This window comes from Azomonas agilis (assembly GCF_007830255.1).
GTDB lineage: Bacteria > Pseudomonadota > Gammaproteobacteria > Pseudomonadales > Pseudomonadaceae > Azomonas > Azomonas agilis.
Genome location: NZ_VLKG01000006.1, coordinates 1 through 22,354 on the forward strand (window position 1 = coordinate 1; position 22,354 = coordinate 22,354).

At 48.8% G+C, this 22,354-nt stretch carries 22 protein-coding genes and 1 tRNA gene; 10 read left to right on the forward strand and 13 right to left on the reverse strand.

Annotated elements, in window-relative coordinates:
• Positions 1–62: 62 nt before the first annotated feature.
• Positions 63–380: a hypothetical protein gene (locus tag LX59_RS08880; protein WP_144571508.1), complete on the forward strand. Its 318-nt coding sequence runs from the start codon at positions 63–65 to the stop codon at positions 378–380.
• 200 nt (positions 381–580) lie between these two features.
• Here LX59_RS08880 and LX59_RS08885 read toward each other — a convergent pair.
• From LX59_RS08885 to putA, 3 genes are all read right to left on the reverse strand, one after another.
• Positions 581–667 (reverse strand) — tRNA-Leu (locus LX59_RS08885).
• A 71-nt stretch (positions 668–738) separates the two neighbouring features.
• A complete protein-coding gene (gene hemN / locus LX59_RS08890; protein WP_144571509.1) occupies positions 739–2,127 on the reverse strand; it encodes an oxygen-independent coproporphyrinogen III oxidase in 1,389 nt (462 codons plus the stop codon).
• Positions 2,128–2,166: 39 nt separating this feature from the next.
• A complete protein-coding gene (putA, locus tag LX59_RS08895; protein ID WP_144571510.1) occupies positions 2,167–5,859 on the reverse strand; it encodes a bifunctional proline dehydrogenase/L-glutamate gamma-semialdehyde dehydrogenase PutA in 3,693 nt (1,230 codons plus the stop codon).
• A gap of 154 nt (positions 5,860–6,013) precedes the next feature.
• Here putA and galU point away from each other — a divergent pair, with 154 nt between their 5' ends.
• Together galU and gorA are read left to right on the forward strand one after the other, a co-directional pair.
• Entirely contained in the window at positions 6,014–6,853 is an 840-nt protein-coding gene (gene galU, locus LX59_RS08900) for a UTP--glucose-1-phosphate uridylyltransferase GalU (protein ID WP_144571511.1), read from the forward strand.
• A 65-nt stretch (positions 6,854–6,918) separates the two neighbouring features.
• Positions 6,919–8,283, forward strand: a complete 1,365-nt coding sequence (gene gorA, locus LX59_RS08905) for a glutathione-disulfide reductase (RefSeq protein WP_144571512.1) — start codon at positions 6,919–6,921, stop codon at positions 8,281–8,283.
• Here gorA and LX59_RS08910 read toward each other — a convergent pair.
• A complete protein-coding gene (locus tag LX59_RS08910; protein ID WP_144571513.1) occupies positions 8,280–8,768 on the reverse strand; it encodes a copper chaperone PCu(A)C in 489 nt (162 codons plus the stop codon). The two genes, gorA and LX59_RS08910, sit on opposite strands and share 4 nt — an antisense overlap.
• A gap of 89 nt (positions 8,769–8,857) precedes the next feature.
• On the opposite strand from LX59_RS08910, the gene LX59_RS08915 reads away from it, so the two are divergent.
• Positions 8,858–9,220: a group III truncated hemoglobin gene (locus LX59_RS08915; RefSeq protein WP_144571514.1), complete on the forward strand. Its 363-nt coding sequence runs from the start codon at positions 8,858–8,860 to the stop codon at positions 9,218–9,220.
• Between the two features lie 69 nt (positions 9,221–9,289).
• On the opposite strand, the gene LX59_RS08920 is transcribed toward LX59_RS08915, so the two are convergent.
• Genes LX59_RS08920 through birA form a run of 3 tightly spaced genes read right to left on the reverse strand, consistent with a single transcriptional unit; the run spans position 9,290 to position 11,694 of the window.
• Positions 9,290–9,928, reverse strand: coding sequence for a tetratricopeptide repeat protein (locus LX59_RS08920; RefSeq protein ID WP_144571515.1), 639 nt, complete (start codon positions 9,926–9,928; stop codon positions 9,290–9,292).
• 37 nt (positions 9,929–9,965) lie between these two features.
• Positions 9,966–10,733: a type III pantothenate kinase gene (locus LX59_RS08925; RefSeq protein ID WP_144571516.1), complete on the reverse strand. Its 768-nt coding sequence runs from the start codon at positions 10,731–10,733 to the stop codon at positions 9,966–9,968.
• Positions 10,723–11,694: a bifunctional biotin--[acetyl-CoA-carboxylase] ligase/biotin operon repressor BirA gene (gene birA / locus LX59_RS08930; RefSeq protein ID WP_144571517.1), complete on the reverse strand. Its 972-nt coding sequence runs from the start codon at positions 11,692–11,694 to the stop codon at positions 10,723–10,725. Before birA ends, LX59_RS08925 begins: the two co-directional genes overlap by 11 nt.
• Before the next feature lie 209 nt (positions 11,695–11,903).
• Here birA and LX59_RS08935 point away from each other — a divergent pair, with 209 nt between their 5' ends.
• Positions 11,904–12,575 (forward strand): response regulator, encoded by a 672-nt coding sequence (locus tag LX59_RS08935; protein ID WP_144571518.1) that lies wholly within the window; start codon positions 11,904–11,906, stop codon positions 12,573–12,575.
• On the opposite strand, the gene recJ is transcribed toward LX59_RS08935, so the two are convergent.
• The 3 genes from recJ to LX59_RS08950 all read right to left on the reverse strand — a co-directional run bounded on the left by recJ (position 12,553) and on the right by LX59_RS08950 (position 15,406).
• Positions 12,553–14,289, reverse strand: coding sequence for a single-stranded-DNA-specific exonuclease RecJ (gene recJ / locus LX59_RS08940; protein WP_144571519.1), 1,737 nt, complete (start codon positions 14,287–14,289; stop codon positions 12,553–12,555). The genes LX59_RS08935 and recJ overlap by 23 nt on opposite strands.
• Before the next feature lie 63 nt (positions 14,290–14,352).
• Positions 14,353–14,895, reverse strand: a complete 543-nt coding sequence (locus tag LX59_RS08945; RefSeq protein WP_144571520.1) for a YaeQ family protein — start codon at positions 14,893–14,895, stop codon at positions 14,353–14,355.
• Between the two features lie 106 nt (positions 14,896–15,001).
• Entirely contained in the window at positions 15,002–15,406 is a 405-nt protein-coding gene (locus LX59_RS08950) for a hypothetical protein (RefSeq protein WP_144571521.1), read from the reverse strand.
• Positions 15,407–15,830: 424 nt separating this feature from the next.
• On the opposite strand from LX59_RS08950, the gene LX59_RS08955 reads away from it, so the two are divergent.
• Both LX59_RS08955 and LX59_RS08960 read left to right on the forward strand, forming a co-directional pair.
• Complete coding sequence (locus tag LX59_RS08955; protein WP_144571522.1) at positions 15,831–17,483, forward strand: nitrite/sulfite reductase; 1,653 nt, start codon at positions 15,831–15,833, stop codon at positions 17,481–17,483.
• Positions 17,467–17,961 carry a DUF934 domain-containing protein gene (locus tag LX59_RS08960; RefSeq protein ID WP_144571523.1) on the forward strand — a complete coding sequence of 165 codons (495 nt, stop codon included), beginning with the start codon at positions 17,467–17,469 and terminating at the stop codon, positions 17,959–17,961. The genes LX59_RS08955 and LX59_RS08960 overlap by 17 nt, the downstream gene beginning before the upstream one ends.
• A 97-nt stretch (positions 17,962–18,058) precedes the next feature.
• On the opposite strand, the gene LX59_RS08965 is transcribed toward LX59_RS08960, so the two are convergent.
• Positions 18,059–19,120 carry an RNA-guided endonuclease InsQ/TnpB family protein gene (locus LX59_RS08965; protein WP_144571524.1) on the reverse strand — a complete coding sequence of 354 codons (1,062 nt, stop codon included), beginning with the start codon at positions 19,118–19,120 and terminating at the stop codon, positions 18,059–18,061.
• Between the two features lie 169 nt (positions 19,121–19,289).
• On the opposite strand from LX59_RS08965, the gene LX59_RS08970 reads away from it, so the two are divergent.
• A complete protein-coding gene (locus LX59_RS08970) occupies positions 19,290–19,511 on the forward strand; it encodes a bacterioferritin-associated ferredoxin (RefSeq protein ID WP_144571525.1) in 222 nt (73 codons plus the stop codon).
• 162 nt (positions 19,512–19,673) lie between these two features.
• Positions 19,674–20,150: a bacterioferritin gene (gene bfr, locus LX59_RS08975; protein WP_144571526.1), complete on the forward strand. Its 477-nt coding sequence runs from the start codon at positions 19,674–19,676 to the stop codon at positions 20,148–20,150.
• A 93-nt stretch (positions 20,151–20,243) separates the two neighbouring features.
• Here bfr and grxD read toward each other — a convergent pair whose 3' ends face one another.
• Positions 20,244–20,567, reverse strand: coding sequence for a Grx4 family monothiol glutaredoxin (grxD, locus tag LX59_RS08980; RefSeq protein ID WP_144571527.1), 324 nt, complete (start codon positions 20,565–20,567; stop codon positions 20,244–20,246).
• 245 nt (positions 20,568–20,812) lie between these two features.
• On the opposite strand from grxD, the gene argF reads away from it, so the two are divergent.
• The gene (gene argF / locus LX59_RS08985) at positions 20,813–21,721 is read left to right on the forward strand and encodes an ornithine carbamoyltransferase (protein WP_144571528.1); all 909 of its coding nucleotides are present in this window, start codon (positions 20,813–20,815) and stop codon (positions 21,719–21,721) included.
• Here the strand turns inward: argF and tadA are convergent.
• A complete protein-coding gene (tadA, locus tag LX59_RS08990; RefSeq protein WP_144571529.1) occupies positions 21,718–22,206 on the reverse strand; it encodes a tRNA adenosine(34) deaminase TadA in 489 nt (162 codons plus the stop codon). The genes argF and tadA overlap by 4 nt on opposite strands.
• Positions 22,207–22,354 lie beyond the last annotated feature (148 nt).

Genomic DNA, 22,354 nt, shown 5'->3' on the forward strand with positions numbered 1-22,354 from the left:
CGCTGTGCCGGTGTTTGGACACGCCAGCTTGAGCGGCATAAAACCTGTTTGAGCGCTCAGCCATGATGCGTCTTGGCTTGTATCTCTCTGTGGCGTTGGCCCTTGTGGGGGCAGGCTGGACGCTTAAAAGCTGGAAGGTGGAGAGCGATGCCGCCTTAGCTTTGCGTCACCAACTGGAGCAGCAAGCGCACGACCGCCAGCTCATTGCTGAGATCACGGATAAGACGCTGGCTGCCATTAGCCAAATCCGCGTCACCAACACCACGATTTATCAGAAAACTCGCCATGAAATTACCAAAGAGCCTATGCCTGCTGATTGCCGGATTCCTGCTAGCTGGATGCAGCAGCTCAATACCGCCCGCGCCGCCAAGGCCGATTGAGCAAGTGTGGAATTAGCGGGGCAGTACCGTGAGTGTCAGAGGCTGCATCAGGGGTTGGTGGATGCGCTTAACGCTGGTCGTTACGATTAACAGAAGACGGGATGGAACAAGAGGGACACTTTTTAGTTTTTGGCTGTTACGCCAAATTTACGCCATCTAAACCTGAAAGCCGCTGTATGTATGGGCTTTCAGGTATTTAATGGTGCCCGGAGCCGGAATCGAACCGGCACGGTGTTACCACCGAGGGATTTTAAGTCCCTTGCGTCTACCTATTCCGCCATCCGGGCAAAGGAGGCTAGTTAGCGGGCGTGAAATATAACGATCTATAAGCTTAGGTGCAAGTTTTTTATCCTTATTTTCAAACAGTTCTGGAAAATTGCCCTTTGCCTTTGCTCTCTAGGTAGGCATCAAAAGCCATGGCGATGTTACGCATCATCAGTTGTCCTTGAGGTTGTAAAACCAGAGCCTCTGATTGACGTATTACAAGACCATCCTGCACCGCTTCATCCAATTTAGCTAATGTATTGGAAAAATAGTCTTTAAATACAATCTGATGTCTACGCTCAATCTCCGCATAATCCACGCGGCCATGGCACATCAGCGCAATAATGACATCTCGACGCACGCAGTCATCCTTGGATAAGCGATAGCCTCGATGAATGGGCAATGCATCAGTTTTCAGGCTGGCATAGTAGCCCGAAAGTTCTTTAAGGTTTTGGCTATAACTTTCCCCGACTTTGCTAATGGCCGAAGAACCTAAACCGATCAGATCGCAGTCGGCATGGGTAGAATAACCTTGGAAGTTGCGCTGTAAGGTGCCTTGGGTTCTCGCTTGAGCCAATTCATCTTCAGGCAAAGAAAAGTGATCCATCCCGATATAAACGTACCCGGCAGTGGTTAAATGCTCAATCGTTAGCTCTAAAAGCTCTAGTTTGCGCTCAGGCGGCGGCATATCTTCAGGGCGAATTAAGGTTTGAGCACGAATCAGATCCGGCAGATGAGCATAGCTATAGGTAGCAATACGATCAGGGCGCAGAGCAATGATTTTGTCCAGTGTTACCTTAAAGCTGTCTCTGGTTTGCAAAGGTAGGCCGTAGATCAAATCCACACTGATGGATTTAAAACCTGTTTGCCGAGCCGCGTGCATCAGACTGATGACTTGCTCTTCGCTTTGTACGCGGTTAACGGCCGCCTGTACCTGAGGATCAAAATCCTGAATACCAAAACTCAGACGATTAAAACCTAGGTCATATAAACCTTGGATACGCTCAGGCGTTACCGTGCGCGGGTCAACTTCCAACGAGAACTCGCGCTCATCGCTGCGTTCTAGGGTAAAGGCTTGGTTCAAAGCTTCCATTAAGTCCGCAAGCTGATCTTGAGTGAGGTAGGTTGGCGTTCCTCCGCCCAGATGCAATTGGGTTAATGTGCGGCGGCGGTCAAACAAAGCACCTTGCAAGGCGATTTCACGCTTGAGGTAGGTTAAATACTCAGCGGCGCGCTCGGTTTTATGGGTAACGATTTTATTGCAACCGCAGTAGTAGCACAGGCTGCGGCAGAAGGGGATATGTACATACACCGATAGCGGCTTAGGTTTGGCCTCTTGATTGGTAGCCTGAGCGATTTGGCGATAATCCTCAGCGGTAAATTGCGTATGAAATTGAGGGGCCGTCGGGTAGGAGGTGTACCGAGGGCCGGGACGGTCATACTTTTTCACCAGTGCACGGTCAAAACGGGGCAATTGCAGCATGCAGGGTCACCTTATAAGAATCGTTCTAGCTGGCTGGCATTATCCCTGATTCTGAACCTCTGTGCTGAGGCTATGGCTATCTACTAGGGTTGCCAGATGGGCGTTCCCCCCGTTTGCGGTGGTATTAATGGTCTGCACGCGCTCAACCAGCAGCCATTCCAAAGCAATATCGGTGCAGCCTGACGGGTAATGCTGAGGATTTAAGACAGCACCTTTATACCTAGCAGCTTGCGCACTGGCTTGTTGTATGAAGGCAGTGTCTCCATGCACCAGCAATGCATCCAAAGGAGTCGTTTCCTCAAACCAATTCGCAACCAATTGGATTTGTCCCTGTACTTCGATCGGTAGGATTTCGTACTGCTGGCTGCTGTGTTCACAGGCAGGCCAAACCACCTGTCCGCCACAAGCTAAAACGGCAGCTAATTGGAGCCAACGGTCTTCCGGTTGCTCTGCCAGACACAGGATTTGAGATCTAGGCTGTAGCTCGTAGCGATTGTCTTCCCCTGTTGCGCCTTGTAGCAAGAAAGAGGCTCCAGCAAGGCTGTGGTGTGCATAGCGCTCACAACAGGCCGCAAGTTCGGTTCGTGCTGAGCTTATAGCCCAAGCCTGTAAGCTTTTTAATGCGGTATCGGTGGTTACTGCTGAGGGATAACCCAGTCTATGATGAGTTTTTAAGCCGTCTAAAGGGGCTCCCCAAGGATAACCCGCTAAAAGACGATACAGATATAAGGGGCCACCAGCTTTAGGGCCAGTTCCTGAGCGCCGTTCTCCGCCAAAAGGCTGAACCCCAACGACAGCACCAATTTGGCTACGGTTTACATACAGATTGCCCACAACAGCCCGCTGAGTAATGCGTTGGCAGGTGGTTTCCAGACGGCTTTGAACCCCTAACGTCAAGCCATACCCCAACGCATTAATCTGTGCCACTAATGCGTCTAAATCCTTGGATTTATAACGCACCCAGTGTAATACCGGCCCAAATACCTCTTGTTGCAGCTCTGCCGGGTACTTTAGTTCAATCAGTGTCGGGGGGATGAAATAGCCATCGGCATACTCAAGGCTGTGGTGTTGGAATACAGAGCGCCCCAGATAGCTCTGCTGGTTGATGTAGTCTTCCAATCGTTGTTTGGCCATCGGGTCAATCACTGGGCCGATATCGGTGGTAGCCTGTTCAGGGTTTCCCAGCTCCAGTTGAGCCATAGCCCCCATCAGTTGCTGAATAATCAGATCAGCAACTTCCTCCTGTAAACACAGCAAACGTAACGCCGAGCAGCGTTGGCCAGCGCTGTCGAAAGCTGACAGCACCACATCTTTGACAACTTGTTCGGGCAATGCCGATGAGTCAACAATCATGGCGTTAATCCCTCCTGTCTCTGCAATCAGAGGGATAGGTTTACCATGAGCCCCTAAACGACCTGCCAAAGCTCTTTGAATGCCATAGGCCGTTTGAGTTGAGCCCGTAAAGAGCACGCCCGCAATACACGCATCATTGACTAAAGCGGCTCCAACTTCTGCCCCTGAGCCTGGCAACAATTGCACAGCGGCACGAGGTACGCCTGCCCGATACAGAAGACGTATAGCTTGATCAGCAATCAGATTTGTTTGTTCGGCGGGCTTAGCTAAAACCCGATTACCCGCCGCTAAAGCAGCACTGATTTGGCCTAGGAAGATCGCCAAGGGAAAATTCCAAGGGCTGATACAGACCACAATCCCCAAAGGGGGATGTGTCTCTGAGTTCAGAAAGACAGAGCCTTGTGCGTAATAACGTAGAAAGTCCACCGCTTCACGGGTTTCAGCTACGGCAGCAGCTAAGGTTTTTCCGGCTTCACGCACCAGCAAAGCAATAAAGTTGGGCTGTTCCTGCTCTAAAAGATTGGCGGCACGATTTAATAATGCGGCCCGTACTTTAGGGGCAGGAGGCCACAATCTTTCTAACGGGGTAAGCACTTGAATAGCTTGTGCAATATCGGTTGGAGTGGCTGCTTGATAGTGTCCTAGCAACTCTGTTGTGTTAGCAGGGTTCATGCAGGTGAAGACAGGTGACAGACTGGCACAATGCGCCAAACGAGTCGAGGGCCGAGCACCACAGTAGCTTTGCTTACTGCGCTCAATGACAAACCCTAGCTGGGTACGCACTTCAATATGGCTAAGATCGTACCCTCGCGCGGTGTAACGCCCCTGTGGGCCTTGCAGCAGACGAGGCTTTGGAATCTGTGGATGGGGTAATCCCACACAACCCTCTGTGCTCGCCCGCTGTTGAATCAGATGCAAAGGATCAGCCAGTACCTCGGACAGGGGGCAATCAGCATTGGCTACTCGATTAATAAAGCCCGTGTTAGCGCCATTTTCCAACAAGCGGCGCGCTAGGTAGGCGAGTAGGGCCGTTTGTGGCCCAACGGGTGTATAACGGCGACAAGGACGCTTTAGTTGAGGCAATAGTGATTGATACAGTGGTTCCCCCATGCCATATAAACACTGAAACTCATAAGCTGCTTCTGGGCTGCCTGTGGCCAGATAATGGATTGCTGCGATGCTTTGGGTGTTATGGGTGGCAAACTGTGGATAGATACAATCCGAAGCGGCCAGTAACTGTTGGGCACAGACTAAGTACGATAAATCCGTATGGTATTTGCGGGTATAAACAGGGTACTGAGCTAAGCCCAATACCTGAGCGCGTTTGATTTCGGCATCCCAATAAGCACCTTTAACTAAGCGAATCGTCAAGGGGCGTTGATAGGTTCGAGACCAAGCAATTAGCCGCGCGATGACTTGAGGAGCACATTTTAAATAAGCCTGAACCGCCACACCTAAACCGGCCCAATCCTGTAATGAATCCTCTTGGCACAGACGCTCTACCAGACTCAATGATAGAGCCAGATGTTCGTATTCTTCGGCATCCAGCGTTAAACCAATACCGTAGTGCTTAGCCAGCACCGCTAGCTCCAGCAGCCGAGGGTAAAGCTCTTGATGTACACGCTCTAACTTCCAAGAACTGTACTTAGGATGTAGCGCCGACAGTTTAATGGAAATACCCGGCCGTTCAGATAAATGCTCTGTCGTATCCTGTACGGATTGCCCCACTGTTTGGATCGCCTGTTCATAAGCGGCCCTATAGCAGTCTGCATCTTGTTGCGTCAGTGCCGACTCTCCCAGCATATCGTAGGAGTGCAAAAATACGCGCTCCTGAGCTTGTTGGGTACGCCGTAAGGCTTGCTCAATGGAAGCCCCCGCAATGAACTGTTGGCCTAACAAAACAACCGCGTGTTCTACAGCATACCCCACCAAGGGCTCTAACAGACTTTTGACAGGCTTTGGAATCACTGAGGTTTCCAACAGCCGACTGCTCAGTACCAACCCAAACAGAGCGATATGAGCAGAAAAGGGCCGCTTATGTTCTGAGTCAAAGGTCCATTGTCCTTGACCGAGTTTATCCCGAATCAGTTGTAAGCGCGTCGATGTGTCTGGAATGCGTAGCAGGGCTTCAGCCAAGGCCATCAGTGCTACACCTTCACGGGTGGATAAAGGAAAGCTGTGCAGCAGCACCTGAGTCAAACCTGCTTGATGGCGGCCTAGCTGTTGACGCAAAAGCTCTGTCCAACGTCGAGCATCTTGCTGTACCTGTTCAGGTAATTGTTCCCAAGGGCATTGGTCAACTAGGTAGGAAACGGCTTCAGACTCTGGTTGATCGCCTGCTTGTCGGATGTCGGCATACTGGGCTGCGTTAAAAAACATAATTTATCCACCCCGCAAGGAAACCCTTTGAGCTTAGCCTCGTCTGACTAAAGGTGAAACTAGGAGCAACCCAAGTTACACTCCCCACGGGCCTAAGCCCCAGCCCCGACCTGAATTGGTTTTTAGAAACGAACAGGATTATTCAAGGACTCACATGATCAAGAAATGCCTCTTTCCGGCCGCCGGTTACGGCACCCGCTTCCTGCCGGCGACCAAAGCCATGCCCAAGGAAATGTTGCCTATCGTTAACAAGCCCCTGATTCAATACGGGGTTGAAGAGGCTTTAGAAGCAGGACTGCCCCAAATTGCGATGGTGACAGGTCGTGGCAAACGCTCATTGGAAGATCATTTTGACATCAGTTACGAATTAGAAAATCAGATTCGTAATACCGACAAAGAAAAATATTTGGTCGGTATTCGTAAGCTGATTAACGAATGCACCTTTGCCTATACACGCCAGATCGAAATGAAAGGTTTGGGCCATGCTATTTTGTGCGGTCGCCCCTTGATCGGCGACGAGCCCTTTGCCGTAGTATTAGCCGACGATCTGTGCTTAAACATGGAAGGTGATGGTGTACTGACGCAAATGGTCAAACTGTACAATCAGTTCCGCTGCTCCATCGTAGCCATTCAAGAAGTACCACCCGAAGAAACCAGCAAATACGGCGTTATTGCCGGTGATATGATTCGTGAAGATATCTTCCGGGTAACCAACATGGTAGAAAAACCCAAACCCGAAGACGCGCCTTCCAATCTAGCCATTATTGGTCGCTACATTTTAACGCCAGATATTTTCGACCTGATTGAGCAAACCGAGCCCGGTAAGGGCGGAGAAATCCAAATTACCGACGCCTTGATGAAGCAAGCCAAGCAAGGCTGTGTCATGGCGTATAAATTTAAAGGTCGTCGTTTTGATTGCGGTAGTGCAGAGGGTTATATTCAAGCCACGAATTACTGCTATGAAAATCTGTATCTGACGGGTAAAACCTTTTGATCTGAGTTGATCAACGTATTAAAGGCCACTCTCAGAGTGGCCTTTTGCATTTCAGGGAGGGCATTATGGAATACGATTTTGATTTATTGGTCATTGGCGCCGGTTCGGGCGGGGTTCGGGCGGCCCGTTTTGCAGCCAATTTTGGGGCCAAGGTCGCGGTTGCTGAGAGCCGTTATCTGGGCGGAACCTGCGTTAATGTGGGTTGTGTTCCGAAAAAACTCCTAGTGTATGGCGCTCACTATGCTGAAGAGCTTGGACAGGCAGCAGGCTACGGTTGGACAGTAAAAGGCGCTCAGTTTGACTGGGCGACCTTAATCACCAATAAGGATCAAGAAATCCAGCGTCTCAACGGTATCTACGAAAAACTGTTGCTAGATTCTGGGGTGACACTCTTAAACGGACATGCTCGTTTAGTGGATGAACACAGTGTCAGCGTATCCGATCAAACCTACACCGCTAAACACATTCTGATTGCTACCGGAGGCTGGCCCAAGGTTCCTGATATCCCCGGACGTGAACACATCATCACCTCGAATGAAGCCTTTCATCTGGAGTCTTTGCCTGAGCGCGTTATCGTCGTAGGCGGTGGCTACATTGCGGTGGAGTTTGCCTCCATCTTCCACGGTTGTGGCGCTAAAACCCATTTAGTGTATCGCGGCGATCTGTTCTTACGGGGTTTTGACGGAGGTTTGCGTCAACACCTTAAGGATGAGTTGTTCCGCAAAGGTATGGATCTGCAATTTAATGCTGATATTGAGCGTATTGACCCACTGGCTGAGGGTGGTTTTAAGGCCACACTGGTTGATGGTCGAACCTTAGAGGCCGATTGCATCTTCTACGCGACCGGCCGCCGACCCATGCTGGATGATTTAGGACTAGACTCAGTCGGCATTGAGCTGGATAAGCGTGGGCACATTGCCGTTGACGAGCATTTTAGAACCTCAGTGCCTTCTATTTTGGCCATTGGTGATGTCATCGGGCGGGTGCAATTAACCCCGGTTGCTTTGGCCGAGGGTATGGCAGTAGCGCGTTCTCTATTCCAACCTGAAACCTATCGTCCCGTTAATTATCAGCTTATTCCCACGGCTATTTTCAGCCTGCCTAATATGGCCAGTGTGGGCTTGAGTGAGGAAGAGGCGCGGGTTAAAGGGCATCGGTTGGCCATTTATGAAAGCCGTTTCCGCCCCATGAAGTTGACACTTACTGCAACTCAAGAGCGCACTTTAATTAAGCTCGTGGTTGATGCTGATACAGATATCGTTTTGGGCTGCCATATGGCTGGCCCTGATTCTGGGGAGATCATCCAAGGTTTGGCCGTGGCCATTAAGGCAGGGGCGACCAAGCGGATCTTTGACGACACCTTAGGGATTCATCCCACAGCGGCTGAAGAGTTTGTCACCCTGCGCACGCCAACCCGTGTAGATTCTTAGTGGTTATGCAAAGCTCCGGGCGCTCCTGAAAGGCTTGGAGCTTGCTCTAAAATCGGTACGGATATCTGCTGCTCTGGGGTATGGGCAAATTTCAAGCTCAAGGGGAACTGACTACCCGCAGTAAGCGACTGTTTGAGCCCATTGAGCATCACATGATAACTCCCCGGTTCGAACAACACCTGAGCATGAGCCGGGAGCTCAAGTGAAGTGATTGCCTGCATACGCAGCATATCTTTATGTTGTACATGGGTATGTATCTCTGCGGTTTCAGCAATGGGCGTACTCACCGCTAATAGCTGGTCGGCTGCTCCATGATTATCCAGTTGAAAATAGACCACTCCCGTCGTAGCTGTTGCAGGCATGGCCCGTGACCAGACTTTAGAAATCTGTATGCCGGTTTCAGATTCGGCAGCCATAGCGATAGCGGTTGAAACCCCAATACACAGCCCTAACATCATTAAAGTCATCAAGCGAGATGGCATCATCAGAGGACTCCTCGTATCAGAGATTAGAAAATATTAATCTGTAGTTCTGTATGTCGCTGTTTTTATTTATAAGCATTGAGGGATAAAGTATGTCTGCCCAAGTTACCGAAGAGCAAATTGCTCAACTGGTTCAAACTTTTTACGCTAAAGCGAGGGCCCATAAGGATTTGGGTAAAGTGTTCAACGCAGTGGTCTCTGACTGGGATCACCACTTAGCTTTGGTGCAGGACTTTTGGTCGCATATTCTGTTGGAGTCGGGCCGCTATAAGGGACATCCTTTCCCAGTACATCTAAGCCTCCCCATTCAGCGTCAACACTTTGAGCAATGGTTGGCTTTGTTTAGGGAAACTGCTTTAGAAACCCTACCGGAAGCAGCCGCTCAAAAGGCTATTGATCGGGCAGAGCACATGGCTAAGAGTTTTAAAGCGGGCGTATTCCCGTTTGATCGCTAGCCTGTGGAGGAGTGGGGGCAGCTCATGCGAACTGCCAAGCCACCCGTTTTTAATTGAGCACCAGCAATACTAAAACTTGGCCAATAGCTTGCGGACTTCGTCACGTCTAAAATCGTCCACTTTGGTTTGTCCGGGGCGACTGGGAGCTTTGAGGGCTTTTTCAAGCATGGTGCGTGCTTCTCCATAGCGTTTTTCCTCCATCAGGAAATAGCCATAAAAGTAGTTAGACTCAAAACCATCAGGGTTCATGCTCAGCGCTTGCTTTAGCAGTGCTTCGGCTTTTTTGTCACTTCCAAAGCTTAATGGCCAACTGGGTGTTTGATGGTACAGCCTGCCTAAGCTAGCATATCCGAGCCCCTCTAAAGCTTTGGGGTTAGTACTGATGGATTGTTCTAAAGTGGCTTTGGCTCGCTCTGCTAAAGCCCAGCCATCCGTACCGCCTTGAGCATCGGCCCAACTGGTTAAAATCGTTCCTTTTAAAATCAGCAGTCCTGCGGATGTTGGGTATTGAGCAACAGCCTGTTCCGTTTCTTTGGAAAGCACCTCAAAAGCCGCTAACTTTTCTTTTTTCTCCATGTCGGTGGATTGGTAACTCAAGATAACCCAGCGATTCTGGAGTTCTTGCAAGAGTTGCTCTTGGCTAGCTGCTAGGCTGATAGCGGGTGACAGTAGAAGGCTTAGCAAAGAAGTAATAATCAGTCGATGCATAAGAGACTCTAATTTATGTGATTTAACATAATATATATTATGCGTTAATCGAAAATGGGTAAGGACAGGCAATGGCTAAACCTTGAAAGACTAAGTCCGGTACAGATTGAACGGCAGGCAAATCAGCAACAATTTCCAGATCACCGCCTGTTACTAGAATGGAACACTGAGCACCCAGTTGAGCTTGGGCTGAACCTATTTGTTTTTCTATGTACGCCCTTAACATAAGTAGGCAGCCGCGCTCTACAGCCTGTCCGGTACTGGTTCCCGGTTCAAGACTATGCAAGGCCTGCTGGGCTTCCTCTACAGAATAACGTACTCGACGTGTGTGGAGCTGCAATTGCGTCCGCAACATAGGCAATCCGGGCGTAATAAAACCACCGAGGTGCTGCCCCTGTGGGTCAACCCAATCCACGGTGACTGCTGTGCCTAGATCAATCACCAAGCACGGGCCTTGAGTGTGATGATAAGCCCCCAGTACTGCTAACCAACGATCCATTCCTAAGCGCTGTGGCTCCTGATAACCGTTAGTAACGCCTGCTAATTGTGCAGCCGGTTTAGCCACTGCCATAGCAATGCCTAGTTGCTGGTGCATGGCTTGGATGATGGCTTGAGTTTCCTCATCAGAGCGCACACTGACTAAGCGGCCCCAGTCTAATGAGGTGAGTAGGATGTCCTGCTGTGTTACTTGTGGCAATAATTCTTCAATGCCCCGAATCACTTGCACCGAAGTGGCTTTATGGGTTTTAGGGTTCAGTACACGCCACTTAATCAAGGTATTACCGCAGTCCAGCTCAAGAATCATGATCTAACCTCAAGCTAAGCTCTCCAGCACAAAAACTTTGCTCTTGTCCATTCACCAGCAAACGTAGTGAACCTTCATCATTCACTCCTAGGGCAACCCCTGAAATCTCTTGGTTCGGTGTGCTCAGAATGCAGCGCTGACCTTGCCAAAGATGGTGTTGCTCCCATTCATGACGCAGCCCTTGAAAACCCATCTGCGCTTGCTGAGCCAAATAGTGATGTAGGTTTTGCATCAAGCATATCGCCAATGCAGTACGGTCAATCCGTTGGCCGGTTTCGTAGCGCAAGGAAGTCCAAGGCTGCTCTATGGAGGATTGCGTGTGAGGCATCATATTGAGGTTAATGCCAATCCCAATGACCAAATGGCAAATATCGGTAGGATTTCCGGTCAACTCCAATAAAATGCCTGAGATTTTTCGGTTATTGGTGTACACATCGTTAGGCCACTTTAGACCTGCCTGAGTGAGACCAAAGTAGCGTAATGTGGCTAATACGGCTAATCCCACCACCAAACTTAAACCGGTAAGGCAACGAGTATCCGCTTGCAGACGTAGCCCCAAGCTAAACAGCAGGTTTTGGGCAATGACAGGGCTGACCCACTGTCGCCCTCTTCGTCCACGTCCTGCGGTTTGCCATTCAGCCATCACCACCTGAGGTCTTACATAGTCAGCCTGTTGGATTAACTGCATACAATAGGTATTGGTTGAGTTTAGGCGTTCATGCAACACAAAATTCCAACCCAACTCATTGGCTGTTTGAGTCAGAGGTATGGGGTCTAGCAAGGATAAGGGTTCAGATAAGCGATAACCTCGTCCAGAGATACGCTGAATACTTAAACCATACTCAGCTTCTAAGGATTTTATTTTTTTCCAAACAGCGCTACGACTGATGCCCAGTCGTAACCCTAGGGCTTGGCCCGAGTGGAACTGGCCATCCATGAGCATCAATAAAAGGCTATTCATCACAAGTCCAGCCGAAAACACGCATGTTAGCCAAACCCAGTATGGCTTCCAAGCTGAGAACCTGGAAATTCTTAAGATCTATGGATGGCTTGATCTTTCGACAAGCTCTCTAGGTTGCTTGATATAGAAACTTATACTCATGGAGAATACAGTAGCTTCTTGCTTTAACCTTGCTCAGCCAATAAACAACAAGAATGAGGAATACAATTTTGTATAAGATTTTGATCGCGGATGATCACCCCCTCTTTCGTGAAGCCATTCACAACGTGATTTGTGATGGCTTTTCTCAAGTGGATATTCTGGAAACCTCTAATTTAGAGGATACCCTCAGCTTTGCCTTAACACCTGAACACGAAGATTTAGATCTGATTCTTTTGGATCTGAATATGCCGGGTATGCATGGACTAAATGGATTAATCAGTCTGCGCAACGAAGCCCCGACAATTCCTGTGGTCATCATTTCGGCAGAACAGGACAAACAGATTGTGTTACAGGCCATATCCTGTGGTGCCGTGGGTTTTATCACTAAGTCTTCCCCGCGCCGGCAAATGATTGAGGCGATTGAGCAAATTTTAAAGGGTAACGTTTACCTGCCCTCAGACATTATCCGTACTACAAACCCTTCAGGGCGTAAGACGGCTGCTGAGAGCTCCTCTATTGCCCCTGAGCTACTGCAAGCCCTGACCCGCAAGCAGTTGTTGGTGCTTGAGCGCATGACCCGTGGCGAGTCCAATAAGCAAATCGCGTACAATTTGGACATCGCTGAAACAACGGTGAAGGCTCATGTATCGGCCATCTTACGCAAGCTCAATGTGCATAATCGCGTACAGGCTATTTTGTCGGCCAGTGATATAGATTTCAGCACCTACTTGCGTCGTTGAATCCGTCTAAAGCTTCTAAATAGCTGATCACTAATTGCAGGGTTTCACGACCTCTAAACAGATTAACGTCCAACTGATAGGCCAAGCGCACCTTATTCACCTTGGGCGCTGGCCAGTGGAGGCGATCAACATTGAAGGCGATGCCCTCAATCTGCGCTTGGCCACACTCGGTGGCTAACAAAAGTTTTAAATGACGCTCACCAATGGGGCGTTGCTCCATAATCTGAAAGGTACCGTGAAACACAGGTTCTGGGAAATGCTGTCCCCAAGGCCCTGCGCTACGTAGTGTTTTGGCTAAATCGAGGTTGAACTCATGGGGTTTTAAGTCGCCATCCGAGTACAGATGCCCGCCTAAGTCTTGTTCTGTTAAGTGTCGACGGACTTCTTGATCAAAGGCTTGCGTAAACTCAGACAGATGCTCGGCCGCTAAAGAAAGACCGGCGGCCATCGCATGTCCTCCGAAATGGCGAATTAACCCCGGATGGCGCGTAGCAATGGCATCAATCGCATCACGGATATGCAGCCCTGATACAGAGCGCGCCGACCCCTTTACTAGCCCCTCATTGGCTGTCGCAAAGGCAATGACAGGCCGGTGGTAACGCTCTTTAAGGCGTGAAGCCAAGATCCCAATCACACCCTGATGCCAATGAGGATCAAATAAGCAAAGCCCGAGAGGTAAATGTTCCAGTGAAAGCTCCTGCATTTGGTTCAGCGCTTCTTGCTGCATACCCTGTTCGATCGTTTTGCGCTCTCGGTTAAGCTGCTCCAATTGCGTGGCTATTAAACGTGCTTGATGTAAATCCTCACACAACAGGCATTCAATGCCCAGGGAGATATCGTCGAGACGACCGGCTGCGTTCAAACGCGGGCCAACAATAAACCCCAGATCGGTAGCCGTAAGACGCTGATAATCCCGTCCAGCCACTTCAAGAATGGCTTGAATACCAGGCCGCAATCGCCCTGCTTTCATGCGGGCTAAGCCTTGATGTACCAAAATGCGGTTATTGGCATCCAAGGGAACCACGTCGGCAACACTGCCTAAAGCGACTAAATCCAAGAGCTCTGCTAAGTTGGGTTCAGAGCGTTGTTGAAACCAACCCAGCTTGCGCAACTGAGCTCTAAGGGCCAAGAGCACATAAAAAATCACTCCCACTCCGGCAATGCACTTGCTAGGGAAATCACACCCCTGCTGGTTTGGATTAACCAGTGCATCGGCCTGAGGTATTTGTGCTCCCGGCACATGGTGATCGGTGATTAGCACCTTAATGCCAGCAGCTTGCGCTGCCTCAACGCCTTCAAAGCTGGAAATTCCGTTATCTACTGTGATCAGTAAGTCAGGCTGCCGCTCTAAAGCTACTTGGACAATTTCTGGAGTTAAGCCATAACCGTATTCAAAGCGGTTGGGAACCAAATAATCGACATGGGCCGCTCCCAAGCTACGCAGCCCTAAGACCCCTACTGCACTGGCCGTTGCCCCATCCGCATCAAAATCCCCAATGAATAAGATGCGCTGCTTTTGCGCTAAAGCCTCAACCAGTAACTGAACTGCAGGCTCAATTCCTTTTAGCCATTGATAGGGCAATAATCGGCTTAAACTACGATCTAACTCTATCGCGCTCTGAACGCCCCGAGCGGCATAGAGTCGAGTCAATAAAGGAGGAATATCGCCAAGATTGGGTAAGGGATGAGGCACATCACGCAGGCTAATACGCATAACACATAGGATTTTTTAGAAAAATGAGAAGAGTTTAGAGAGCTTATCAAGCAAAACCTGAGACTAGTAACGCGCACCGAGCAGCCAATGCAAAGGGATTTCGTGTTGCCCCTGTTCATCGGTTACAAAGAGTGTTCCATCACTCAACATGATGTCCCATTGGATACTACGAGGCAGGTTCTGTGTCAGCTTAGCCAGTGCCTCCACATCCAATGCGGCCACCGAAAGATTTTTCAGGGTCTTAACGTTGGGTAAAACCCGATCTTGCCAAACACGAGTAGAACCATACATCAGTAAGCTAAGTCGCTCGGTGCGACGAGAGCACCACTGTAAACGATCAGCATCTGGCTGCCCTACTTCGATCCAGTGCAGAATGCGATCATCCAAGCTTTTTTCCCATACGGCGGCTTCGTCTACATCAGAAAGTCCCCGACCAAATTTAAGCAACTCGCTGTACCATAACGCATAGGCAATTAGACGAGTACCTAGGCGCTCTTCTGTTTCCGAAGGATGTCGTGCCAGAGTAAAACGTAAATGCTCGTAAACTCCACGATCCATATCAGTTAAATTGCAATCCACTTTATAAGGTGTTGCTTGTAAAGCCATATTTAGAGTCCCGTAAAAACCCTTAGTCTACTCTAATCTTGGCTGTAATCCTGAAAAGCCCCAATCAAATTCGGGGCCTTTTTGCTCACAAAAACTCACAAGGTGTTTAAACCATTAGCTCTACATCTGCCTGCGCGCATCGATGGTGTACTGGGTGAGCAATACTACGCTCTAAATAAATCCGCATCGTTTTTGCTGTAGAGAGCAGCTTCATATTTAAATTACGCTCTGTTTCTGTTTCCAAAACAGACAGTAAATGTTGCACTTCATTGGCTGAGTGAATCTCAGAACGTCCTAAAGCAATTAGGACTAATAACTCCTGCTTTTGAGCTTTAGATAGACTGTCAATTTCCTCAGTAAATGCAATTTCTTCGGGAGTTACATCAAAATAATTATACAGGTCATGACTGGTGAAATCGGCACCCTCTGAACGTCCAGCTCTAATGGATTTGGATAAAGAAATAATGCTTTTTATTTGCCCCATAGATAAGTGGCTTAGCTTATAAAACATAGTAAACTCCTTTTAATTATCCTATTCTATTTCTAATTTAGTCTTTGCAACTAAATCAACTTAGCCCGTATCAAAGCCTGATATAAATCAAAAATATTTTACCTAAGCCAATCGCAATAAGTTAACCACGCCTAGTGCATGAAGCCGGGTATGACCGTTACCCTTGAGAATACATACCCACTTTAGTGTAGTACCTAAGGCTGCCTCAATCCTCATTTAAATATCAACTAATCGTTAATCCTTTCTTTTTATTCAAAAAAACGAATTATTTATAAATAAATATTTCTTTTTCTTATAAGAGTTACCTGATATCTTTTCAAGTATTCTGGCCCATTTTGTTAAGCAATTTAGTCGCTCGTGTGTCAGAAAACGCAGCACTCCCTACCTTTATTAAGACTGGGATGACGTTAAGACAGGATCATTCATGTATCAATACGACCAGTACGACCAAAAAATCGTAGATGAGCGCGTCCAACAATTCCGTGATCAGACTCGCCGTTACCTAGCCGGTGAGCTGCCAGAAGAAGAGTTTCGCCCTCTACGCCTCCAAAACGGCCTTTATGTACAGCGCCATGCCCCTATGCTGCGGGTAGCGGTTCCTTATGGACTTTTGTCCTCAGCTCAGGTGCGCGTACTGGCCAAAATCGCCCGTGATTACGATAAAGGCTACGCCCACATCAGTACACGTCAAAACGTCCAATTCAACTGGCCTAAGCTAGAGGACGTTCCTGATATTTTGGCGGAGCTAGCCAAAGTACAGATGCATGCTATTCAGACCAGCGGTAACTGTTTGCGTAATACCACCTCGGATCAGTTTGCCGGGGTTGCCCGTGATGAGCTGGTTGATCCGCGCCCTTGGTGTGAAATTATTCGTCAGTGGACTACTCTGCACCCTGAGTTCGCCTACCTACCGCGTAAATTCAAAATTGCGGTTAATGGCGCTCAGCAAGACCGGGCGGCGATTGAGGTGCATGACATTGGCCTAGAAGTCGTTAAGGACTCTGCTGGCCAAACCGCGTTCCAAGTGATTATTGGTGGAGGCTTAGGTCGTACTCCCATCGTTGGTAGCCTGATTAAAGAAAACCTGCCTTGGCAACATTTACTCAGCTATCTGGAGGCTGTACTACGGGTTTATAACCGTTTAGGTCGCCGTGATAACAAGTACAAAGCCCGGATTAAGATTCTGGTTAAAGCCTTAACGCCCGAAGTCTTTGCAGAGCGCGTAGATGCCGAATGGGCTCACCTAAAAGATGGGCCTCTGACGCTGACTGAGGCTGAAGTAGAGCGTGTTGCCCAGCACTTCATCGATCCTGATTATAAAGTGTTGGCTGATGAGGATTTTAGCGCTCTGGATGCGCAATATCCTGACTTTGCCCAATGGCGCTCCCGTAACGTCATGCTGCATAAAAAGCCGGGATACGCAGCCCTCACCCTGTCGCTAAAAACCAACACGCGCGCTCCAGGTGATGTCACCCATGAGCAACTGGATGCCATCGCCGGATTAGCCGATCGCTACAGTTTTGGCGAGGTGCGTAACAGCCACAATCAGAACATGATTCTGGCAGATGTAGAGCAGGCTCAGTTGCTGACTTTATGGCAAGAGCTTAAAGCCCTTGAGTTAGCAACCCCCAATATTGGCTTGCTGACCAACATCATCTGCTGCCCCGGCGGGGATTACTGCTCTTTGGCCAATGCTAAATCCATCCCGGTGGCTCAGGCTATTCAGCAGCGCTTTGATGATTTGGACTATCTGTTCGATATTGGCGACTTGGATCTGAATATCTCCGGCTGCATGAATGCTTGTGGTCATCACCACGTAGGGCATATCGGCATTCTAGGCGTCGATAAAAAAGGCGCTGAGTTTTACCAAGTCTGCTTGGGTGGTAACTCAGAGCGCAATGCCAGCTTAGGGGACATCCTAGGCCCATCCTTTGCTCAGGATGAAATGCCTGAAGTGATCAGTAAAATCATTCAGGTCTATTTGGATCAGCGTATAGAAGAGGAGCGCTTCATTGACACCTACCGCCGCATCGGCATTGACCCCTTCAAGGAGCGCGTCTATGCAGCAGATCATTAAGGACGGTGCGTTAGTACCAGAGTCTTGGCATCTGTTACCTAAAGAAGCCACGCTCGAACACTTACCTAACAGCGATGACATCATCATCCCTCTGGGTTTGTGGTTAGAGCATAGCCATGCCCTAAAGGCTCGCGATGGTGGTTTAGGCGTTTGGTTGGACAGTGACGAAGAAATCGAAGCGATACAGGAAGATTTAACCTTATTTCAAGTGATTGCCTTAAACTTCCCTGCCTTTACCGATGGTCGCCACTACTCCACAGCACGTTTGCTGCGGGAGCGCTACGGTTATCAAGGTGAAATTCGGGCCATTGGTGACGTGCTGCGCGATCAGTTGTTTTATATGCAGCGTTGCGGCTTTGATGCCTTTGCTGTTCGTCCAGATCGTGACCCACAGGCTGCGTTGGCAGGTCTAAAAGACTTTAGCCTTGCTTATCAAGGGGCCGCAGACAATCCTCTACCGCTGTTTCGCCGCCGCTAAACAGCTCAGTTGCCGCATGGAGTAGAATCCGTGCGGCTCGGCTCCTTACCCTCATTGTTCTGATACTTAAGATGAAAGCGTTGACATCCTCCCCGCCCTAAAGGACGGGGATTCCCACTACTGGACGGCCATGCCCGACCGCAAGCATGTTCTTAGCCGCGTTGATATCGCGGTCGTGCCTGACACCACAGGCACTGCATGTCCATTCTCTTATTCCAAGCCCTGCGATACCTTTCGGCCTTGAATCGGGCAATGCGCCACAATTCGAGCAGGTTTGGGTGGTGTACGCCTCGTTCACTGCTTTAAAAACAATGCCTGCGCCCGCGCACTTGTATTCCAACATGGTTTTGAGCAGGCCCCATCCCGCATCCAGTACGGATTTGGCCATCTTGGTTTGAGTGAGTGAGGAAGATTTCACATTACCAACGTAGATTGCACCGGCACGGTTCACCAGTTGCCGCGTGAATTTGTGTAATGCATCTTTACGTCGGTTGGCGATTTTGACGTGGATCGCCTTCACGCGCTTTTTATTTCTGGCGCGTTGGGCAATGGCTAGCTTGGGCTCTAAGTCACGATAGAAACGGCCCGCTTCCAATTTTGTACCATCGGAACAGGTAGCCGTATCTTTTAAGCCCAGATCAATCCCAATTTTGTCCTGACCCGCTGGAACAACAGCCTCTACTTCAACCACCACATTGAAATACCAGCGGCCTCGGGCATCTTCGTTAAAACTGCCTGAACGAAAAGAGTACTGGCTCAGGCCATAGGAGTCCCACACTTTGAAGTAATGGCCGTTGTGGTAGACCTGCCCGTTCTTCCAGCGTGCCGCGCCGGTATTGATCGGTATCCAGCCCAGTGAACGCCGAACCCCGCCCGATTTGCGCCAATTCAGGCGAGACTTTTTAAACTGCTTACGGCGTGTGACGTATTCGCGGGTGATTTCTTGCAGCGTTTGAGAGTGCAACCCCAATTCTTTGTTCGCGCCTTTGGTGTAAGGATGCAGGTCAAAAGCAGACAAAAACCGACCCCGCTCCCGAATGGATCGGGCGCTGAGTTCGTTCAGGTAGTTCCAGACACAGTTCACACTCCGAGCCATCTGTTGCAGGAGCGCAGCATGCTTATCTCGAACCCGAACTTTGAGGGTCTTGGTCTGTTTCATAAGTCACTGCTAACTGAATTAAAGCCACTTTAGGGAGGCCTCGCCTCCCGCGCTATCCATCCCCGTATTAGAAGTACGGGGTTTTTCGCGCAAGACTGATAAAGGGGCTTTGACAATAATTATCATTGGTATTATCTTCGACATCAGGCAAGCGTTCGGAGTAGCTGAGATGTATGTCTGTTTGTGTCATGGTATTACTGATGGGCAAATCCGTGAAGCCATTACGGACGGCTGTTACAGCTTTAGAGACGTACGCGTCACCCTTGGGGTAGCAACACAGTGTGGCAAATGCGCCTGTGCTGCCAAAGCTTTGGTTCATGAAACCCTAAACAACGGTTGTTCTGCACAAGCGGTTACTAACAATTGTCCGGCGAGCTGCCCCGCAGCTTGAAGCTAGTTACTAAATAAATATCGAGTAGTAAGCCTAGAAATGCGAATACACCCGTTTTAGATTACGGGTGTATAGGGTTTAATTGCCTTCAATAAGGGTTTGACAGTTGTTATTGAACTGGCCAGACTTTAGGGTATCTTTACCCTATCAGGCAGATAGAACATGAAAGGCGACAAGCAAGTCATCCAACATTTAAATAAAGTTCTTGCTAATGAACTGATTGCAATCAATCAATACTTTTTACATGCCCGTATGTATGAAGATTGGGGACTTGAGAAGCTAGGAAAACACGAATACAAAGAATCCATTGATGAAATGAAACACGCTGACAAAATCGTTAAGCGTATTTTGTTTCTTGAGGGACTACCCAATCTGCAAGAGTTAGGCAAGCTCTTGATCGGTGAAAACACCAAAGAAATGCTAGAGTGCGATTTAGCCTTAGAAAACAAGGCTATTCCAGATTTACGCACTGCTATCGCCTACTGTGAATCGGTTAGTGACTACGCTACTCGCGAGCTACTGGAAGATATCCTAGAGTCAGAAGAAGAGCATGTTGATTGGTTGGAAACTCAACTAAGCCTTATTGATAAAATTGGCATTGAGAATTACCTGCAGTCACAAATGGAAAGCGCTGATTAAATCTAAACCTTTGCTGCCCATATAAGGATAAAAAGAAGCCCTAGTTATTAGGGCTTCTTTTTTTATCGCTTATTAACAAAGCAAAATCCGCACTTATACTGATTTTTCGACAGCAGCTTTAATAAGCGGTTGTAACTCACCTTTTTCAAAGAGCTCCAACATAATATCGCTACCACCCACTAATTCGCCATCAACCCAAAGTTGCGGAAAGGTAGGCCAGTTAGCATAGGTAGGCAAAGCAGCGCGAATGTCTGGATTTTGCAGAATATCTACATAAGCAAAACGAGCGTCACATTCCACCAGTATCTTGGCCGCCCGAGCAGAGAAACCGCATTGGGGGGCATTAGGCGATCCTTTCATGTACAGCAGCACTGGATTTTTAGCAATTTGATCTTTAATGGTTTCAATAATTTCCATGACAACCTCTATCAGCACTGGGATGAATGCTTGGATTGTAGCGAAAGCCCTAACATGGAGCACTTAAAATTCAGTAATTCAGCATGGCACAAAGCGGGTATTTGCACCTTAGAAGTATTTCCCGATAAGATCGGAGTTTTCCGTCCAATTGCTTACCAAACGACCTACTTTGTCGATTGGCTGGTTTTTTCTTACTTACTCAAGAGATGACCTCAGTTGGCGGCCATTAACAAGGTATTCAAAGAATGAGCGTCAGACACTTTCTTTCTCTGATGGACTGCACACCCCAGGAGCTAAATACCCTGATCCGTCGCGGCATCGAGCTGAAGGAACTGCGCAAACGAGGCGACTTATTTGAGCCGCTCAAAAATCGCATCCTTGGGATGATTTTCGAAAAAGCTTCGACAAGAACCCGTCTTTCCTTCGAGGCGGGAATGATTCAGTTAGGCGGCCAAGCTATTTTCTTGTCTCCCCGTGACAGTCAATTGGGGCGCGGAGAACCCTTAGCTGATACTGCTATTGTGATGTCGAGCATGCTAGACGCGGTGATGATCCGTACCTTTTCACATTCAACACTCACCACCTTTGCAGCCCACGCTCAGGTTCCCGTCATTAATGGGCTATCGGATGATCTGCATCCCTGCCAAGTCTTAGCGGATATGCAGACGTTTTACGAGTTACGCGGTGACATTACCTCCAAAACAGTGGCATGGGTCGGTGATGGGAATAATATGTGTAACACCTACATCGAAGCGGCAATACAGTTTGGTTTTCAGTTGAATATTGCCTGCCCTGACGGCTATGGCCCCAATGCGGCTTTAATGGCTAAAGCAGGTGATCGGGTTCACTTGATGACTGACCCTAAACAAGCTGTTGCAGGAGCTCATTTAGTCAGTACTGATGTTTGGGTTTCCATGGGGCAAGAGGAAGAGCAAAAGTCACGTTTGGCGCTCTTTGCTCCCTATCAAGTCAATGCCGAACTGTTGGATTTGGCGCATCCAGATGTTTTGTTTATGCACTGCTTACCCGCCCATCGCGGTGAAGAAATCAGTGACACCTTGATTGATGAGGATCCGCGCTCTGTCGTTTGGACACAAGCAGAGAACCGTTTGCACGTGCAAAAAGCTTTACTGGAGTTTTTAGTACCACACTAAGAAGTAGCTTTATTTTTGCGGCGCTGTTGGAAAAATTGACTCAATAAAGCGCCGCTTTCCTCAGCCAATAACCCGCCCTCTAAAATCACTCTATGGTTAAGGAAGTTTTGGCTAAAAAATTGGCCCTGACTGACAACCGCCCCTGCCCTTGGTTCAGCAGCCCCATAAACCACACGCTGGATGCGCGCATGCACAATAAGTCCTGCACACATGCTGCAGGGTTCTAAGGTAACGTAGAGGACAGTGCCTGGTAGCCGATAATTGGCACAGTGTTGGGCGGCGGCTCGGATGGCTATCATTTCAGCATGGGCACTGGGGTCTTGCGTCGAAATGGGACAGTTGAAGCCCTCTCCAATCACCGCTCCTGCCTGAACTAAGACCGCCCCAACCGGAACCTCTCCTAAGCTAGCACCTTGTCGAGCTTGCTCTAATGCTCGTCGCATGAAGTATTCATCCTGAGTGCGATCAATAATCAGAGGTTTCATGCTAGAGCTCGTTCTTGGATATAGCAGAGATTGTGGCATTTTGCCGGATAATTTGCTCTGTCCATATCACATCGGTATACACTCTAGGTTCAGTAGCATGTGCGGGATTATAGAACATATGGATAGAGACAATTACATTACCTATGAT

What these genes read in the sequence shown, in the direction of transcription:
- LX59_RS08880 (WP_144571508.1), top strand. Translation starts at nt 63, where the DNA reads ATGATGCGTCTTGGCTTGTATCTCTCTGTGGCGTTGGCCCTTGTGGGG.
- hemN (WP_144571509.1), bottom strand. Translation starts at nt 2,127, where the DNA reads ATGCTGCAATTGCCCCGTTTTGACCGTGCACTGGTGAAAAAGTATGAC.
- putA (WP_144571510.1), bottom strand. Translation starts at nt 5,859, where the DNA reads ATGTTTTTTAACGCAGCCCAGTATGCCGACATCCGACAAGCAGGCGAT.
- galU (WP_144571511.1), top strand. Translation starts at nt 6,014, where the DNA reads ATGATCAAGAAATGCCTCTTTCCGGCCGCCGGTTACGGCACCCGCTTC.
- gorA (WP_144571512.1), top strand. Translation starts at nt 6,919, where the DNA reads ATGGAATACGATTTTGATTTATTGGTCATTGGCGCCGGTTCGGGCGGG.
- LX59_RS08910 (WP_144571513.1), bottom strand. Translation starts at nt 8,768, where the DNA reads ATGATGCCATCTCGCTTGATGACTTTAATGATGTTAGGGCTGTGTATT.
- LX59_RS08915 (WP_144571514.1), top strand. Translation starts at nt 8,858, where the DNA reads ATGTCTGCCCAAGTTACCGAAGAGCAAATTGCTCAACTGGTTCAAACT.
- LX59_RS08920 (WP_144571515.1), bottom strand. Translation starts at nt 9,928, where the DNA reads ATGCATCGACTGATTATTACTTCTTTGCTAAGCCTTCTACTGTCACCC.
- LX59_RS08925 (WP_144571516.1), bottom strand. Translation starts at nt 10,733, where the DNA reads ATGATTCTTGAGCTGGACTGCGGTAATACCTTGATTAAGTGGCGTGTA.
- birA (WP_144571517.1), bottom strand. Translation starts at nt 11,694, where the DNA reads ATGAATAGCCTTTTATTGATGCTCATGGATGGCCAGTTCCACTCGGGC.
- recJ (WP_144571519.1), bottom strand. Translation starts at nt 14,289, where the DNA reads ATGCGTATTAGCCTGCGTGATGTGCCTCATCCCTTACCCAATCTTGGC.
- LX59_RS08945 (WP_144571520.1), bottom strand. Translation starts at nt 14,895, where the DNA reads ATGGCTTTACAAGCAACACCTTATAAAGTGGATTGCAATTTAACTGAT.
- LX59_RS08950 (WP_144571521.1), bottom strand. Translation starts at nt 15,406, where the DNA reads ATGTTTTATAAGCTAAGCCACTTATCTATGGGGCAAATAAAAAGCATT.
- LX59_RS08955 (WP_144571522.1), top strand. Translation starts at nt 15,831, where the DNA reads ATGTATCAATACGACCAGTACGACCAAAAAATCGTAGATGAGCGCGTC.
- LX59_RS08960 (WP_144571523.1), top strand. Translation starts at nt 17,467, where the DNA reads ATGCAGCAGATCATTAAGGACGGTGCGTTAGTACCAGAGTCTTGGCAT.
- LX59_RS08965 (WP_144571524.1), bottom strand. Translation starts at nt 19,120, where the DNA reads ATGAAACAGACCAAGACCCTCAAAGTTCGGGTTCGAGATAAGCATGCT.
- LX59_RS08970 (WP_144571525.1), top strand. Translation starts at nt 19,290, where the DNA reads ATGTATGTCTGTTTGTGTCATGGTATTACTGATGGGCAAATCCGTGAA.
- bfr (WP_144571526.1), top strand. Translation starts at nt 19,674, where the DNA reads ATGAAAGGCGACAAGCAAGTCATCCAACATTTAAATAAAGTTCTTGCT.
- grxD (WP_144571527.1), bottom strand. Translation starts at nt 20,567, where the DNA reads ATGGAAATTATTGAAACCATTAAAGATCAAATTGCTAAAAATCCAGTG.
- argF (WP_144571528.1), top strand. Translation starts at nt 20,813, where the DNA reads ATGAGCGTCAGACACTTTCTTTCTCTGATGGACTGCACACCCCAGGAG.
- tadA (WP_144571529.1), bottom strand. Translation starts at nt 22,206, where the DNA reads ATGAAACCTCTGATTATTGATCGCACTCAGGATGAATACTTCATGCGA.